We start from the raw sequence: 15,862 nt of genomic DNA, 5'->3' as shown, positions 1-15,862 counted from the left end.
TGAACCTTCGTCACATGCCGATTGTTCGCCTGTAGTCGTTCGGCACCATAAGCGGGGCCCATCAGTTCGCGCCGCCCGCAAAACCCAAGGATCATCGCATGTCCGTTTCGTCCCGCGTCGCCATCGTCGGTGCCGGCAATGTCGGCGCCACCGCCGCCTACGCGCTGATGCTTCGCGGCCTGTTCTCCGAGATCGTGATCATCGACAAGGACGCGGACCGTGCGGTGGCGGAGGCGACAGACATCGCGGACGCCAACGCCATCGCCCGCCCCGCGCGTATCTGGGCCGGCGACTATGCCGATGCGCGGTCCGCCGACATCCTCGTCCTCACCGCCGGCGCCGCCACGCACGGCGACGAAACCCGCACCTCGATCGCCACGAAGAGCGCCGCGATCGTCCGCGCCTGCATCGCCGACGCGATGGGCGCCGGGTTCGACGGCGTGCTCGTCGTGTCGTCCAACCCGGTCGACGCCATGACGCAGGTCGCGCAAGCCGCATCCGACCTGCCGCCCGAACGGGTGATCGGCACCGGCACGCTGCTCGACAGCAACCGCTTCCGCAAGCGCATCGCACAACAGCTCGGGGTCGCCCCCGGCGCGGTCGATGCGATGGTCCTCGGCGAACATGGCGACAGCGAGGTCGTGGCCTATTCCACCGTCCGGATCGGCGGCCTCACGCTCGACGCGTATCTGGGCAAACAAACGTTCGACCGGGCCGCGATCGCCCACGACGTGATGCGCGCCGGCTATGCGATCAACCACGGCAAGGGCTACACATCGTTCGGCGTCGCCAGCGCCATCGTGCGGATCTGCGAAGCGGTCCAGCGCGACGAACGCGTCGTGCTCCCGGTTGGAACCCGAGTGACCGGCCAGTACGGCATCGACGACGTCTATCTCAGCCTCCCCTGCCTGATCGGTGCAACCGGCGTGCTGCGCGTCCTGACGCCGGACCTGTCCGCGGACGAACGCACCGCGCTCCTCGCCTCGGCCGACACGCTGCGCGAAACGCTCGCCGGGATCGACTGATGGACGCCGTCGCCGCCGCGGTCGAACGCGCCCTGACGCAGGATCCGCAGCAGGACGCGGACTTCCCCGCCGAAACGCTGGCGCAGGCGATCGCGAGCGGCGGCGAAACGCTCAACGCGCTCTTCTACACCGCCGCCGGCCGTGGCCCACATTCCACGGTCCTGCTGCTCCACGGGCTGCCGGGCAACGAACAGAATGTCGATCTCGCCCAGTCGCTCCGCCGCGCCGGCTGGAACGTCCTGACCTTCCACTATCGCGGATCGTGGGGCAGCCCCGGCGCCTTCTCGTTCGCCAACTGCATCGCCGATGCGCTGACCGTCCACGACTGGCTCCGCGACGCGACCGCCCTGCACATCGACCCGAACGCGCTGGTCGTCATCGGCCACAGCATGGGCGGCTTCATCGCCGCACACGTCGCCGCCAACCGCCCGACCGTCCGCGCCGTCGCGCTGATCTCCGCCGCCGACCTCGGCAGCGCGTTCGGCGAACTGCCGAAGGAGAAAGCGGTCGAAGTCGTCGACGAGAATGTCGGCACAAGCAGAGGACTGCAAATCCTCGCACGTACGTCGCCCGAAGCCCTTGCAGCGGAAGCCGCCTCGCACTCGGACGATCTCCACCTGCGAAACTACGCCCCCGCACTCGCAGACCGCCCGCTCCTGCTCTGCACATCGGACGACGGCTTCACCCCCGGCAGCGACGCCCTCGCCTCCGCCATGAAAAATGCGACCGGGACCATGTCCCGATCGCATCTTAAGACCGATCACAGCTACTCGGATCACCGTCTCGCGTTGCAACGCGTGGTGCTCGGCTGGCTGCTGTCGATCACGCTCTAGGGACCGCGCCGCCAGGGCGCGGTCCCCGTCCGATCAGCGGACCGAACCGCGACGGAACATGTTGACGATCGCCAGCAGGATGATCGCACCGACCAGCGAGATCAGGATCGACTGGATGTTCAGCGCGCCGTCCATGATCGATGCACCGCCGAAGAACGGCGTGATGATGAAGCCGGCGAGCACCGCGCCGACGATCCCGACGACGATGTTGAGGAAGATGCCCTGCTGGCCATCGGTCCGCATGATCATGCTGGCGACCCAGCCGATGATGCCGCCGACGATGAGAAGGATGATGAGGTTCATGGTATTGCTCCTGTTTGGGTATTGGTACAGCAGCATCAACAGACCGTGACGCCGGGAAGTTCAGTTTCGTTCGACGAGCGGAATTTGGGGGTTAGTACAGAGACACCAACTCGATTGGTGCATCCGCCCCGCTGGGGTACGGAACCCCGCCCCCCGTCCCGCGCTTGGTCTCCATGACCAAGTCCCAGCCAAAGCCGCTCCACGCGCTCACGCTTCACCATCTGGAGCAGTTGATGACCGGCCTGCTGGAGGGCGTCATCCTGATGGACCCGACCGGCACGATCCTGAGCGCCAACCCTGCCGCACTCCGCATGCACGGCGTGAAGGAACTCGCCGATCTCGGCGCGACGGTCGACGACTACGCCACCCGCTTCGCGCTGCGCTACCGCGACCATCACAACCTCCACCGCCGCGACTATCCGCTCACCCGCCTGCTCGCCGGTGAAAGCTTCCCCGACCTGATCGTCGAGGTGTCCCCCGTCGGCGCGGACGAGCCACGCTGGGTCCACCAGGTCCGCGACATCGTCATGGACCAGGACGGCGGCGAACCCGACTGTCTCGGCCTCGTCATCAACGACGTCACCGAACGGTTCGATGCGGAGGACCGGTTCGAGGCGATGTTCCACGCCAACCCCGCCCCCGCACTCATCATCCGCGTCGCCGACCAGCGCTACGTCCTGGTCAACCAGGGTTTCCTTGACCTGTCCGGCTATGACCGCGACCAGATCGTCGGCAAGACGCTGTTCGATTTCGACTTCCTCGATCAGGTCGATCGCAAGGCCTATGTGAAGGACCGCGTGGCGAATGGTCGCACCGTGCCACAGCTCGAGGCCGAGCTCCCGCTCGCCGGCGGCGATCGCACGCTCGTCGTCCTCGCCGGCCAACCGATCGAGGTCGCGAACGAGGACTGCCTGCTCTTCACCTTCGCCGATCTGGAACCACGCCGGCAGGCCGAACGCGCCCTCCAGGCCAGCGAACGGCACTTTGTCTCGGTCTTCGAAATGGCCCCCGTTGCGATGGTCGTGACGCAGGGCGACGACAACCGCATCACGCAGGTCAACACCGCCTTTACCGCGCTCACCGGCTACGACGCGCCGTCCGTCATCGGCCGCGTCGCCGATGATCTCCACCTCTGGAACGACGCCGCGCAACGCCGCACGCTGGAACAGGGTATCCGCGACCATGGCGGCTTCCGTGCGCACGACGTCCGGCTACTTCACCGCAACGGCGCGACGGCGGACTGCCTCGTCTCCGCCGAGCGGATCAGCGTCGACGGCGCGCCCTGCGTGCTGTGGCTCTATCAGGACATATCCACCCGCCGCCGCGGCGAACTCGAACTGGTCGAAGCGATCGAGGCGGTGATGAAGGACGCCAACTGGCTGAGCCGATCGATCATGGACAAGCTCGCCACGCTGCGGAACCCGCGCGGCACCGCCGCTGCCGCCCCGCCGACCGACCTCAGCAAGCGCGAGCGCGAAGTGCTCGATTTGATCTGTCAGGATCTCGACGACGCCGCGATCGCCGACAAGCTCGGCCTATCGCGGAACACGGTGCGCAACCATGTCGCGCGGCTCTATGCCAAGATCGGCGTCAACCGCCGCAGCGCCGCCATCGTCTGGGCGCACGAACGCGGCGTCGGTGCCTGAACCCGAGCCGGGCGGGCGACGTCTGTCGACCAACCCATGCTAAGGTTTCGTCAACGAAAAGGCGCTACTGACTCGGCCGCAGGCAAATAGGCCGGCCGACTGTTTGATAGTGGCTTTAATCTCGTGGGATCCTTGATCGAACTCCAGAACGTCATCCTGGAGATGATCGCGAAGGGTAAGACGCTGGAACGCACCGCGGTGCGGCTCTGCGTCGAGGTCGAACGCCTGCTGCCCGGCGTGGTCTGCTCGGTCATGACCGTCGATGGCGACGACACGCTTCACCCGCTCGCCGCGCCCAGCCTGCCGGACGACTATCCACGCCAGTTCGACGGTGTCGCGGTTGGTCTCGACTCCGGGTCGTGCGGCGCCGCCGCGTATCTCCGCACCGGCGTCACCACGATCGACATCGCGACCGATCCGCACTGGCACCGCTACCGGCATCTGTCGCTTCCGCTCGGCCTGCTAGCCTGCTGGTCCAGCCCCATCCTGAACGGACTGGGCGACGCGATCGGAACCTTCACGCTCTACTATCGCGACCGCCGCGGGCCGAGCGATGCGGAACAGGACGTCGTCGCGCATTGTCTGCATCTCAGCGCCATCGCGATCGAACGGCACCAGCGGGTCGTCGAGCATGAACGCCGCGCCTTCACCGATGCACTGACGAACCTCAACAACCGCGCAGCATTCGACGCCGCCCTGCGCCATCTGCGTTGCGACGTGCCCGGCGCCTGGGGCCTGCTCGTCATCGACCTCGACAATCTGAAGATCGCCAACGACATCTTCGGTCATGCCACCGGCGACTGCATGTTGCAGATCGCGAGCAAACGGATTTCCGAGGCGGTCCACCCGGACCGCGCCTTCCGGCTCGGCGGCGATGAATTTGCCGTCATCCTCCAGTCGCCGGACGCGCTGTCCGACCTTGCCCAAACGGCCGAGCGTATCTTGGCCGTCCTGGTCCGCCCCGCCGATTGCGGCGGCAACATCGTCGTGCCGCGCGGCACGATCGGCGGCGCGCTGGTCGCCACGGACGATCCGACCCCGCAACAGGTCCACCAGAATGCCGATTTCGCACTGTACCATGCCAAGGAAAGCTGCCGCGGTGCCTTCGTGCGCTTCTGGCCGGGGCTCGGGACCAGCATCACGCGCCGCCTCACCGCCATTCAGGACGTCGATCTGGCGCTGCGCGAGGGCCGGATCGAAGCCTATTACCAGCCGATCGTCCGGCTCGACACGCTGGAGATCGTCGGGCTGGAGGCGCTGTGCCGCATGCGGGTCGATGACCGGATCGTCCCGGCTGCACTGTTCCACGAGGCCACCACCGACGTCCACATCGCCACCGAATTGACCGCGCGGATGATGGCGCTGGTCGCCGCCGACGTGCGGGGCTGGCTCGATCTCGGCATTCCGATCCAGCATGTCGGCATCAACGTGTCGTCCGCCGACATTCATGGCCGCGTCGATCAGGTGCTGGAGGCGGCGTTCCACGCCCACGCCGTCCCACTGAAGCACGTGATCCTCGAAGTCACCGAATCGGTCTATATGGGCCACGGCGACCACGTCACCGAACGCGCGATCAAGGCGCTCCGGTCAAAGGGCCTGCGCGTGGCGCTCGACGATTTCGGTACCGGCTTCGCCTCGCTCACCCACCTCCTGACCGTGCCCGTCGACATCATCAAGATCGACAAGAGCTTTGTTGATCGGCTCCACCCCGGCGACGGCAGCATGGCGATCGTCGAAGGGCTGATCCGCATCGCGGGGCAGCTCAACATCCGGGTTGTCGCCGAAGGGATCGAGACCGAGGATCAGGCACAGCTCCTGAGATCGATGGGATGCGTTCTGGGGCAGGGCTATCTCTTCTCGCGTGCAGTCGATCGCACGACCATCACCACGCTGCTGCTCGACTGTTCGCAACCCGCCGGAAACGAGCCCTCGCTCAAAAAGCTCCTGCCCTCCGCCGAACGCCGCGACTAACCGCGCTCAGCCCTTCGCCGCGGCCGCCGCCAGTTCCTCCAGGTCGAGGTCGCGTTCGAGGTCGTGCAGGATCTCGTCGTCGATCTGACCGTCCCGGTGCATCCGGACCAGCGCCGCCCGGCCCGCATCGACCGCGGCGATGATTGTGTCGAAATGGCTGTCGATCGCCGCCGTGCGCTCCTCCGCCGTGCCCTCGAAACTGTCGGACGCCGTCGCCCGCGTCCGATAGCGGCGTAGCAGTTGCGGGTGCAGCTCGCGGCCGTCCTCTGAAAAGGCCAGCCCCTCCACCGCCGCCAGCTGCGCCTTGTAGACCGCGTTCTCCGCCGCCTGCAGGTCGAGCGGCGGCGCGGCCGGATCGACATCGTCCTTGCCCGCCATCCGGATGACGAGCCCGAGCGACGTCCCCTGCAACAGCACGGTGACCAGGATCACCGCGAACGCCGTCACCAGCATCATGTCGCGCCCCGGCATCGTGTCGGGCAGCGACAGCGCGACCGCCAGCGTCACCACGCCGCGCATCCCCGCCCAGCTCATGATCAGCGCCGATCCCGCCCCGAGCGGCCGGACCCCGCTCCAGCCGAACCGGCGCAGCAGGATCAGCACGCCGTCCACGCCGAACACCCACAGGAACCGCGCGACGATCACCGCTAGTACGATCAGCAGCACCGGCCCAGCCATCGTGTCGAATACGACACCCACGCCCCCGACCCGGTCGAGCACCCCGCGCAGCGAAAAGCCGATCAGCATGAACACCGCCGCTTCCATCAGGAACACCAGTACCTGCCAGAACGCATGCGCGCGCAACCGCACGCTCGCCGCGAACACGACATGCTGGTACCAGCCGCAGGTCAGCCCGGCGGCCACCGTCGCGATCACACCCGACACATCGAGCATCTCGCCCGCGATATAGGCGGACCAGCACACCAGTACCGTCGCCACGATCATCAGGTGATCGTCGCCCAGCCGCCGCAGCAACAGCACCCACAGCGCCCCGATCGCCCCGCCGACCGCGATCCCGCCCACGACGAGCAGGACGAAACTGCCCGCCGCCTCACTCAGACTGAAACTGCCGGTCAGCATCGCCGCCACCGCGAACCGGAACAGCACCAGCCCGGCGGCATCGTTCAGCAGGCTCTCGCCCTCCAGCAACGTCGACAGCCGGCGCGGCAGCTTCACCCGCTGCAACACGGCACGCGCCGACACCGCATCGGGTGGCGACACGATCGCGCCGAGCGCCGCGCACGCCGCCCAGGGCAGCGCCGGCATCAGCAGCTTGGCGACCACCGCCACGACCGCGGTCGTGAAGAACACCGCCCCAACCGCCAGCGACAGGATGCCCGCAATATGCCGCCGGAACGACGCCAGCGCGGTGAACCACGCCCCGTCCATCAGCAGTGGCGGCAGGAAGATGACCAGCACCAGTTCCGGATCGATCGCCACCGTCGGCAAACCCGGCACGAACGCCAGCGCCCCGCCACCGGTCAGCAGGGCCACCGCGGGCGGCAGCGCCAGTCGCCGCGCGACATAATGCAGCGCCAGCACCGCCAGGAACATCGCGATGATCAGCTCGAAATTCTCTACCGGGTCCATATCATCGTCCCGATCGTTCACCGAAGCGCCCGCCTTGCATGCACGGGCACCGCGGGCAACCCTTCCCACCCCGGCAAGCCGCCGCTAGCGCGACCGCCGCTTGGCCGGGCGCGCGACGACCGCTTCGGCCGCTTCCAGCTTCTGCCAGCGCTCGAACCGCTCGATGGTCAGGGTGCCCTCCGCGATCGCAGCACGCACCGCACAGCCCGGCTCCTTGCCGTGCGAACAGTCCGAGAAGCGGCAATCCTGCGCCACCAGCGCGAAATCGTCGAACACCTCGGCGATGCCGCCCGCCGCCTCCGTCAGTTGCAACTCGCGCATCCCCGGCAAGTCGAGCAGCCAGCCGCCCAGCGCCAGCCGGTGCATTTCCCGCACCGTCGTGGTGTGCCGGCCGGTGCCGTCATGCGCACGGATCGCCTGCGTCGCGATGCTGTCCGACCCGCGCAGCGTGTTGACCAGCGTGGACTTGCCCACCCCGGACGATCCGAGGAACGCCACCGTCTTGCCTGGCCCGCACCATGTCGCCAGCCGCGCGACGCTTGCCGGATCGCGCCCGTCGACCGGCTCGACCAGCAATCCCGGTTCGATCGCGCGCGCCGCCGCCACGAACCCGTCCACGTCGTCGGTCAGGTCGGTCTTGGTCAGCACCACCACCGGATGCACGCCCACCTCGCGCGCCAGCACCAGATAGCGTTCGAGCCGTGCGACGCTGAAATCCTGGTTGCACGATGCGACGATGAACACCGTGTCGACATTCGCAGCGATCATCTGCTCCTTGCGCGGATCACCCGGCGCGCGCCGCTTGAACAGGTTCATCCGCCCCAACACGCGGAGCGGCAGCTGCGACGCGCCGTCGATCAGCAACCAGTCGCCCACCGTCGGATGATCGTCGCCCGGCGCGGCCCCCGGGATCGACGGTGCCACGAACCCGCGCGATCCCGCCCCCGCCACCGCGATCTTGCCGCGATGCACCGACATCACCCGGACCGGATGGCAGTAATCAGCCTCGTCGTCCGAAACCTGCGCAGCGAAATGCGCGTTCCAGCCAAGCTCGTCCAGCGTCTCGTCGGTCGTTTCCATAAAATGCGCGCGCATCCTTCATCGCGACCGTTCCGCGGTCACGTGCCGATATGGGCCAAGCGCCCCACGAAAGCACCTGCCCTCACTGATAGTGCGCGACATTCTCGAACCCGTCGTTCGTCTTGGCCATGCGGATCAGCTTGCGCACGAACGTCCGGACATGCCGGTCGAACCGCGTGTCGTCATACACGCCGCGCCAGACATAGTCGTCGCGCTCCAGCAACGCCCGCAATTCGCCCGCGAACGCCTGCTGGTCGTCCACCGCGGGCTTCCCCTTTAACAGCGTGCAGACCATCTCCTCGGCAGTCGCCTTGTCGCAATCGTCCTGCTGCGCCCGCCCGCCGCGTTCGGCCGAAACCTGCTCCGCCCGCGCCGCGACGACGCGCTTCTCCAGCCAGATCCGGACGATGCCGCCGTCCCACGCCTTTGCCGCCACGACCACCGCGATCCTCCGTTCCGAACGCCGCACTGTCCGCGGACGTCTACAGGCTCGCCTAGGGCCGATCCCGGCCGCGCGCTACCCGAACTCGGCCCGCCGCTCGTCCGGCCGAGCCGGCGCGCCGATGCTGTCCGCGATGATCCACGTCCGCGTACCCACCCCGCGGCGCAGCTTCAGCCCGCAGATCCGGCATCGCGCGCGCTTCACGCCCGCATCGTCGATCTGCGCCTTTCCCGGCGAATGACGGTGATCACAATTGGACTGGGCGCACGGCATAGGTAAATCCGTCGTTAAGGAAGCCCCCCGATTGCCGCGACCGCATGTCTGCCAGATTGCACGCGAGGCCTGCGCGCCCGCCGCGTAAATCGGCGCCGGACCTACGCCGGACGGTCGCGCCGCGCGGGCAGCATGACGGTCGCGATCACGCCGCCGTCGGGATGGTTCAGCACCGTCACTTCCCCGCCATGCGCGCGCACGATCCCACGCACGCTCGCCAGGCCCAGCCCCACGCCCCCCGTCTCGCGGTTGCGCGACCGTTCGCCGCGGAAAAACGGCTCGAACACCCGTTCCAGGTCCTCCGCCGGAATGCCCGGTCCATGGTCCCGCACACGGATCTCGGTCGCGCCCTCGACCTCGGCCAGCTCGACCGTGGCATCCTGCGCGTACCGCAGCGCATTGCCGATCAGGTTGTTCAGCACCGCCCGCAACGAGATGGGATCGCCTTCCACGACCAGCTTCGGTCCCGACACGATCGTCACGTCGCCGCCGCCATCGACGAAATCGTCCACCACCGCCTCGGCCAACGATCGCAGGTCCAGCCGTCGCCGCGCGCTCGGTTCGCTGACGTCGCGGACATAATCCGTCGCGGCGGAGATCATCGCGTCCATCTCCGCGATCGCCCGCTCGCAGGCCGGGCGATACTGCGCCGGCAACCGCTCCATCTGCAACGCCAGCCGCATCAGCGGCGTGCGCAGGTCGTGCGCCACCGCGCCGATCATGATCGTCCGGTCCTCGACATAACCTTTCAACCGGCGCTGCATCTCGTTGAACGCCTTGGCCGCATGCGCGATCTCGGGCGGTCCCTCCAGCGGCACCGGCGCGCCGCGCGGGTCCTGCCCCAGCCGCTCGGCCGCCTCCGCAAACAGCGTGATCGGTCGCGCCACCCACCGCGTCAGCAGCCAGGCAAAGCCGATCGCCGCCAGCAGCGATGCGACGATTAGCGCCAGCGCCCCGATCCGCCACCGTTCGAACCCGGTCCGCACCGGTTGCGCGGACAGCCAGCTGCCGTCGCCGCGCCGCACCGCGACGCTGAACCCGCCGAGCAGGATCTCCTGCCGCACGTCCGGCCGCCGCATCCGCCCCGGGCCGAACAGCGGCCCGTCCGGCCGCGGGCTCGGCACGCCGGCGATCCGAACCCGCTCGACCGGCACCGCCAGCTGCCGCGCGATCGCCTTGCGCAGCGTCACGGTACGGGCATTGTCTTCGTTGCGCGCCGTGGCCGCCGGCGTCACGACGATCTGGCCGGCCGGGTCCCCGCCGCGCCGCAGCGCCTCGGCGACCTGCTCCACCGTATAGATGCGAGGCAATGGCGGCCCGATCAGCACGACGAACGCGATGTTCAGCAGCTGCACCGCCCCGACGCACGCCAGCACGATCGTGAACATCCGCAGGTACAGCGGCGTCGTGATCCGACGCTCCGCCATCACCCCCGCCGGACATGGGGTACGAACAGATACCCCTCGTTCTTCACGGTGCGGATCAACTCGTCACCCGGACAGCGCAGCTTGCGGCGCAGCCGGCTGACCTGCACGTCCACCGCCCGGTCGAACGCCTCGCTGTCCGGACCGCGCGCGAATTGCAGCAGCTGGTCGCGCGACAGCACCCGCCGCGGCCGCTCGACCATCGCGCGCAGCAAAGCGAATTCGCCGTCCGTAAGCTGCACCAGCACGCCGTCCGGATCGGTCAGCTCATGCGCCGCGATGTCGATCCGCCACGCGTCGAAGACATAGGCCTCGCCGACCGCCCCCGACGCCCCGCCGCGCGACCGCAACGCGGCCCGCACGGTCGCCAGCACCTCTCGCGCGCTGCAAGGCTTGGCCAGATAATGGCTCGCCCCGGTCTCCAGCCCCTTGATCCGGTCATGCTCGCGGCCAAGCGCGCTCAGCAGCACGACCGGCGGCCCGCCGCGATCCGCCAGCCGGCGACATGCCGACAGCCCATCCTCGCCCGGCATCATGACGTCCAGCAGGATCAGGTCGACCGTTTCGCGCGCCAGTGCCGCATCCATCTCGCCCGCATCCTTGCAGGTCCGCGCCCGGTATCCGCGCGACGCGAGATGCTCGGCCAGCAAGGTGCGAATCTCGGCATCGTCGTCGACGATCAGGATGACGCTCTGCGCATCGGCTCCCGCACTGCTGTCCGCGCCCACCATCGTTTCCGTCCGCACGCGCGTCCCCACCGGTCAAGCCGCCGCGCCATGCGCCGCTGTTATGCCGATATCATAGCCACCGGTGTTGCCGCCATGTGTCTGCCACGCCCGACATGTCCATGCAGCCTGCAACGCCGGACATCCCCCGGACACATGCCCCCGCCACGTGCGGCCCGGTGACAACGAACAAGGACTTTGCAACCATGCGAACCATCACCACCACCTTGGCCGCGGCAGCGATGATGCTGCTGGCCACCCCCAGCCTCGCCCAGCGCGCGCCAGACCGCGACGAAGGCCGCACGACCCAGACGCGCGGCAACGACAACGCCGGGTCGCGAAACGATCGCAACCAGTCCTCGCGCGGCGGCAAGGCCACCCAGGCGCGCAACACCGGGCGCGGGAACAGCGCGCACCAGACGTCCTGCATGCGGCGCTACGCGTCCTACGACAAGCGGACCGACACCTTCGCACCCGGCCGCGGCAAACCCCGCCAGCGCTGCCGCGGCTAAGCGGACGACACGGTCGCCGGACGGTCATCCCGTCCAGCGACCGTCGTCACCTACCGCTGATTTCTTCGACTAATGCACCGATCCAGTCCCGCTATTGATCCTGTTCATCGACCACGATCTTCGACCGCATCACCCGTCGCGTCCGACTTCGCGGCTATCCTGACCCGGATCGGCTGCACCTGGCCGCGACCCGCTCCGTCCGTGAACGAACCAGTCGATCTCCGCACAGTGTCGTATAACTGAAAGGGATCCGGCCTACCGCCGTCCAGCATGCGGACCTCCACCCTGCAAGCCTGCGTGCCGCCCGGCATTGCGACGACGTCGTTCGGCATCCGGTTGGCTTACTCCGGCGGCAATCTTGGCAAGTCGGTCGTCTGGTCCGCGTTTGAAAGCTTTCTGCTGTTCTACCTCGTCCGGTTCGCCGGGCTCGATCCGCTCGTCGCGGGTGGCCTGCTCGCGATCTTGATGTTCGCGGCAGCGGGCGCAGACGTCGTCGTCGCCTATTTTGCCGATCGCCATGGCCGGCCCGACGCGCTCGCCCGGCTGATCCTGCTTGGCGCGCCGCTGGGCGGAATCGGCTTCTGGCTGATCTTCGCGGCGCGGCTGGACGGGCCCGCGATCGTCGCGGCGGTCATCCTGTGCCGGGTCGGCTATTCGCTCTGCGACATCGGTCACAACACGCTGCTCGTCCGCGTCGCGACCAGCCCGCGCGACGCCACCAGCGTGTCAGGCCTGCGCATGATCTTCAGCGCGGCCGGCACTGCCATCGTGGGCCTGGCATCCGCCCACATCCTGTCGATCGCCGATCCGAGTGATCAACGCGCCGCTTTCGCCGGCTGCGCGCTGGCCGGCGGCGCACTCTACATCGCGACGCTGATGGCCGCGGCATGGGCGACCCGCGGCATCCCCGCGCCACGGACCGCCACCCGCCGCATCGGCCCGGCCGCCATGCTGTCCGCGCTCTGGCACACGCCCGCCTACCGCCGCCTGCTCTCGCTGGTCGCGGTACAGGTCGCGCTGGTCCCGATGTTCGCGCGCGCGCTCCCGTTCTTCGGCTTCGCGGTCCATGGCGACCCCGGCTGGGGCGGCTCGGCGCTGCTCGTCATCACCATCGCGCAGGCCAGTTCGCTCCCCGCCTGGATTATGCTCGGCCGCGCACTTCCGCCGCAGTCGACGCTGACCGCCGCGAACATGCTCATGATCGTCGCCATGCTTCTGCTGGTGACACTGCCACAAGCCGGCCCCGTCCCCCTCGCGCTGATCGGCATCGCGCAGGCCGGCATGAACATCGCGATCTGGGCGCTGCTCGCCACCAGCATCCGGACCGGCATGGCGGCCGGCAGCACGGCAGAGGCGCTCCCCATGGGCCTGTTCCTCGCAGTGGTGAAGGGCGCCACCGGCATCGGCAACCTCCTGTTCGCCAGCGCGATCGCCGGCCATGACTGGCACTGCACGAGCTGCGCGCCCTCAACTTCGTTCCTGCTCGCCGCGATCGGCCTGCCCTTGCTCGGCTGCGTAGCGATATTGGCGATGAACAGCGGACCGCCCTATAAGCGTACGACATGAAGACGCTCGCGGCCCTCGCCCTCATCCCGATCGCGCTGGCCACAAGCGTATCCGCCCAGACGACCGCCACGCGAGTCACCAAGGTCGCCCGCACCGCCACCACGCCGGAGGACCTCTACGGCCCGCTCTACCGCGCCGTCGAACTCGCCCGCGTCTTCCCGGACAGCAAGACCTTCGCCGACATGATCCCGCGCGACCCGCCGTCCGCGATCCTGACCGCCTACCGCGCCGAAAACCCGCAAGGCCGCACCGCGCTCGTCGCCTTCGTCGCGCGCCATTTCCGCACCGCGTCCGAAACCGCCCAGCGCAAACTGGTCATGCGCGACCATATTAAGGCGCTCTGGCCCGTCCTCGCCAAGCCCCCCATGGCGGTCCCGACCGGCAGCTCGCTGATCCCGCTCCCACAGGCCTATGTCGTCGCCGGCGGCCGCTATCAGGAGATGTATTACTGGGACAGCTACTTCACGATGCTGGGCCTGAAAGCCGACGGCGAAACCGCGCTTATTGAATCGATGCTCGCCAATTTTGTCTCGCTCGTCGAGCGCTACGGCCACGTCCCCAACGGCACGCGGACCTATTATCTCAGCCGGTCGCAGCCGCCGTTCCTCGCGCTCATGATGGACCTGTCGACCGTCCGCGATCCCGCGACCGATGCACGCCGGCTGGCCGCACTCAAGGCCGAACATGCGTATTGGATGGCCGGCACGACCTGCATCGACGCGACGGGCGCCTGCCAGCATGTCGTGCGGATGCCGGACGGCAGCCTGCTCAACCGCTACTGGGACGCGCGCGACACCCCCCGCGACGAATCCTATGCGGAGGATGTCGCCACGACCGCCGCCGCCGGCCGCCCGGTCAACCGCGACCTGCGCGCCGGTGCCGAAAGCGGCTGGGACTATAGTTCCCGGTGGCTGCGCGATGGCCGCACGCTCGCCACCATACACACGCTCGACATCGTACCTGTCGATCTCAACAGCCTGCTCTGGACGCTCGAAACCGCGATCGCCCGGCGCTGCACCGCGGCCGGCGACACCGCCTGCGCCGCCGACTACGCAAGCCGCGCCGCCGCCCGCAAGGTTGCGATCGCGAAATATCTCTGGTCAGCAGCCGAGCGCCGCTTCGTCGACTGGGACCGCAGCACGCGCCGCCCAACCCCGTCGGTCAGCGCCGCCATGCTCTACCCGCTATTCAGCGGCCTCGCGACGCCGGATCAGGCGACCGCCACCGCGAACCTCGTCAAAACCCGGCTGCTCGGCACCGGCGGCCTGCGCACCACGACCGTCCGCACCGGGCAACAGTGGGACGAACCCAATGGCTGGGCACCGCTCGTCTGGATCGCCGTCGGTGGCCTCGACCGCTACGGCAAGACCGCACTCGCCGACCGCGTCGCTCGCCGCTGGATCGCGACCGTGTCGGGCTTCTATGCCTGCACCGGCCGCATGGTGGAGAAATACGACGTCGAAAGCGGCAAGGCCGGCGGCGGCGGCGAATATCCCGTGCAGGACGGTTTCGGCTGGACCAACGGCGTCACCCGCGCCCTGCTCGATCGCCCCGCGGTGGCCGACGCGGAAGCCACCACCTGCGCCAACCCGGCTCGGGCCACCACGAAGCCGAAATAGCCCGTCCCTGCGTAGCGGTGGGCAAAGCCGCGACAGCGCGCTATCGTCCGGCGGACCGGCTGACGGAGGCGACACGATGATCGGACGTTCGACCCTTGGCGCGATCCGCCGGCGACTGGGCCGCGCCCGGTCGTCCGCGATCAGCCTCGCGTCCCCGCGCGGCACGATCGACACGGACCTTGCGCCCGGCCATCCGCTGCTCCCGTCGCTTCCCGCCGCGCGTGCCTACAACGCCGCCCGCTCGGCGGAGGCGGGCAAGGCGATCCGCGATGGCAACCGCATCGTCAACTTTCACATCGCGCTGGATCTGGTCGCGAAGCTGCCGGCCGGCGATTATGCCGAACTCGGCACCTATCGCGGCATGACCGCCTCGGTCATCTGGCCGCGCATGGCCGCCGGCAGCACGCTCTACTGTTTCGACACGTTCGAAGGGTTCGACCAGCGTGATCTCGGCGACGACCGGCTGGCCCAGCCGCTGGAAAAATCCGCGTTCCGCGATACCAGCCTGGATATCGTCCGCGCGCGGATCTCGAACGGCAACGACGCCGGGCTGGCATTCCGCGTCGGCTTTTTCCCGGACACGTTCGCCGGTCTCGAACAGAAGCGGTTTCGCTTCGTCCATATCGACATGGATCTGGCCGACCCGATCCGATCGGCACTCGCGATGTTCTGGCCCCGCATGGTCGATGGTGGCATCATCCTGGTCCATGACTATCGGTCGAAACGCTATCCGATGGCGGCCGAGGCAGTGGACGAGTTCTTCGCGCAACGCGGCATCGTGGCCTGGCCACTGAACGACCGGCTCGGCACGGCGATGATCATGCGCCATCCGAACATGCCCGACTGACCGGGG

At 68.3% G+C, this 15,862-nt stretch carries 15 protein-coding genes; 8 read left to right on the top strand and 7 right to left on the bottom strand.

Going from position 1 to position 15,862, the window contains the following annotated elements; genetic code table 11:
• Positions 1 to 98 precede the first annotated feature (98 nt).
• Entirely contained in the window at positions 99 to 1,025 is a 927-nt protein-coding gene (locus tag IEX50_RS00340) for an L-lactate dehydrogenase (RefSeq protein WP_157177487.1), read from the top strand.
• Positions 1,025 to 1,858 (top strand): alpha/beta hydrolase family protein, encoded by an 834-nt coding sequence (locus IEX50_RS00335; protein ID WP_157177486.1) that lies wholly within the window; start codon positions 1,025 to 1,027, stop codon positions 1,856 to 1,858. Before IEX50_RS00340 ends, IEX50_RS00335 begins: the two co-directional genes overlap by 1 nt.
• A 33-nt stretch (positions 1,859 to 1,891) precedes the next feature.
• Here IEX50_RS00335 and IEX50_RS00330 read toward each other — a convergent pair whose 3' ends face one another.
• Positions 1,892 to 2,161 carry a GlsB/YeaQ/YmgE family stress response membrane protein gene (locus IEX50_RS00330; protein WP_157177485.1) on the bottom strand — a complete coding sequence of 90 codons (270 nt, stop codon included), beginning with the start codon at positions 2,159 to 2,161 and terminating at the stop codon, positions 1,892 to 1,894.
• Between the two features lie 173 nt (positions 2,162 to 2,334).
• Between IEX50_RS00330 and IEX50_RS00325 the strand changes: the two genes are divergently transcribed.
• A complete protein-coding gene (locus IEX50_RS00325) occupies positions 2,335 to 3,807 on the top strand; it encodes a PAS domain S-box protein (protein WP_157177484.1) in 1,473 nt (490 codons plus the stop codon).
• Positions 3,808 to 3,930: 123 nt separating this feature from the next.
• On the top strand, positions 3,931 to 5,778 hold the full coding sequence (locus tag IEX50_RS00320) for a putative bifunctional diguanylate cyclase/phosphodiesterase (protein WP_229673539.1): 1,848 nt from the start codon (positions 3,931 to 3,933) through the stop codon (positions 5,776 to 5,778).
• A gap of 6 nt (positions 5,779 to 5,784) precedes the next feature.
• On the opposite strand, the gene IEX50_RS00315 is transcribed toward IEX50_RS00320, so the two are convergent.
• The 6 genes from IEX50_RS00315 to IEX50_RS00295 all read right to left on the bottom strand — a co-directional run bounded on the left by IEX50_RS00315 (position 5,785) and on the right by IEX50_RS00295 (position 11,318).
• A complete protein-coding gene (locus IEX50_RS00315) occupies positions 5,785 to 7,368 on the bottom strand; it encodes a Na+/H+ antiporter (RefSeq protein WP_157177482.1) in 1,584 nt (527 codons plus the stop codon).
• Positions 7,369 to 7,452: 84 nt separating this feature from the next.
• Positions 7,453 to 8,448 (bottom strand): ribosome small subunit-dependent GTPase A, encoded by a 996-nt coding sequence (rsgA, locus tag IEX50_RS00310; protein ID WP_157177481.1) that lies wholly within the window; start codon positions 8,446 to 8,448, stop codon positions 7,453 to 7,455.
• Between the two features lie 82 nt (positions 8,449 to 8,530).
• Positions 8,531 to 8,890, bottom strand: coding sequence for a hypothetical protein (locus IEX50_RS00305; protein ID WP_184075094.1), 360 nt, complete (start codon positions 8,888 to 8,890; stop codon positions 8,531 to 8,533).
• 75 nt (positions 8,891 to 8,965) lie between these two features.
• Positions 8,966 to 9,094: a hypothetical protein gene (locus tag IEX50_RS17625; protein ID WP_260160465.1), complete on the bottom strand. Its 129-nt coding sequence runs from the start codon at positions 9,092 to 9,094 to the stop codon at positions 8,966 to 8,968.
• 170 nt (positions 9,095 to 9,264) lie between these two features.
• A complete protein-coding gene (locus IEX50_RS00300) occupies positions 9,265 to 10,590 on the bottom strand; it encodes an ATP-binding protein (protein ID WP_157177480.1) in 1,326 nt (441 codons plus the stop codon).
• On the bottom strand, positions 10,590 to 11,318 hold the full coding sequence (locus IEX50_RS00295; RefSeq protein ID WP_157177658.1) for a response regulator: 729 nt from the start codon (positions 11,316 to 11,318) through the stop codon (positions 10,590 to 10,592). Before IEX50_RS00295 ends, IEX50_RS00300 begins: the two co-directional genes overlap by 1 nt.
• A 200-nt stretch (positions 11,319 to 11,518) precedes the next feature.
• Between IEX50_RS00295 and IEX50_RS00290 the strand changes: the two genes are divergently transcribed.
• The 4 genes from IEX50_RS00290 (at position 11,519) to IEX50_RS00275 (ending at position 15,856) form a co-directional block, all read left to right on the top strand.
• Positions 11,519 to 11,824: a BA14K family protein gene (locus tag IEX50_RS00290; protein WP_157177479.1), complete on the top strand. Its 306-nt coding sequence runs from the start codon at positions 11,519 to 11,521 to the stop codon at positions 11,822 to 11,824.
• A gap of 270 nt (positions 11,825 to 12,094) precedes the next feature.
• Positions 12,095 to 13,390, top strand: a complete 1,296-nt coding sequence (locus IEX50_RS00285; protein ID WP_157177478.1) for an MFS transporter — start codon at positions 12,095 to 12,097, stop codon at positions 13,388 to 13,390.
• Positions 13,387 to 15,009: an alpha,alpha-trehalase TreF gene (gene treF / locus IEX50_RS00280; protein ID WP_157177477.1), complete on the top strand. Its 1,623-nt coding sequence runs from the start codon at positions 13,387 to 13,389 to the stop codon at positions 15,007 to 15,009. Before IEX50_RS00285 ends, treF begins: the two co-directional genes overlap by 4 nt.
• Positions 15,010 to 15,085: 76 nt before the next feature.
• Positions 15,086 to 15,856: a class I SAM-dependent methyltransferase gene (locus IEX50_RS00275; RefSeq protein WP_157177476.1), complete on the top strand. Its 771-nt coding sequence runs from the start codon at positions 15,086 to 15,088 to the stop codon at positions 15,854 to 15,856.
• Positions 15,857 to 15,862: the final 6 nt, after the last annotated feature.

The organism is Sphingomonas prati, from assembly GCF_014643515.1.
GTDB lineage: Bacteria > Pseudomonadota > Alphaproteobacteria > Sphingomonadales > Sphingomonadaceae > Sphingomonas_R > Sphingomonas_R prati.
Note: the sequence above shows the minus strand (reverse complement) of the source record. Positions and strands in the feature narration are given on the sequence as shown.

Bases quoted from the DNA above. Each gene is read 5' to 3' on its own strand.
- IEX50_RS00335 (WP_157177486.1), top strand. From the start codon at position 1,025: ATGGACGCCGTCGCCGCCGCGGTCGAACGCGCCCTGACGCAGGATCCG.
- IEX50_RS00330 (WP_157177485.1), bottom strand. From the start codon at position 2,161: ATGAACCTCATCATCCTTCTCATCGTCGGCGGCATCATCGGCTGGGTC.
- IEX50_RS00325 (WP_157177484.1), top strand. From the start codon at position 2,335: ATGACCAAGTCCCAGCCAAAGCCGCTCCACGCGCTCACGCTTCACCAT.
- IEX50_RS00295 (WP_157177658.1), bottom strand. From the start codon at position 11,318: ATGGTGGGCGCGGACAGCAGTGCGGGAGCCGATGCGCAGAGCGTCATC.
- rsgA (WP_157177481.1), bottom strand. From the start codon at position 8,448: ATGGAAACGACCGACGAGACGCTGGACGAGCTTGGCTGGAACGCGCAT.
- IEX50_RS00285 (WP_157177478.1), top strand. From the start codon at position 12,095: ATGCGGACCTCCACCCTGCAAGCCTGCGTGCCGCCCGGCATTGCGACG.
- treF (WP_157177477.1), top strand. From the start codon at position 13,387: ATGAAGACGCTCGCGGCCCTCGCCCTCATCCCGATCGCGCTGGCCACA.
- IEX50_RS00290 (WP_157177479.1), top strand. From the start codon at position 11,519: ATGCGAACCATCACCACCACCTTGGCCGCGGCAGCGATGATGCTGCTG.
- IEX50_RS00340 (WP_157177487.1), top strand. From the start codon at position 99: ATGTCCGTTTCGTCCCGCGTCGCCATCGTCGGTGCCGGCAATGTCGGC.
- IEX50_RS00300 (WP_157177480.1), bottom strand. From the start codon at position 10,590: ATGGCGGAGCGTCGGATCACGACGCCGCTGTACCTGCGGATGTTCACG.
- IEX50_RS00315 (WP_157177482.1), bottom strand. From the start codon at position 7,368: ATGGACCCGGTAGAGAATTTCGAGCTGATCATCGCGATGTTCCTGGCG.
- IEX50_RS00275 (WP_157177476.1), top strand. From the start codon at position 15,086: ATGATCGGACGTTCGACCCTTGGCGCGATCCGCCGGCGACTGGGCCGC.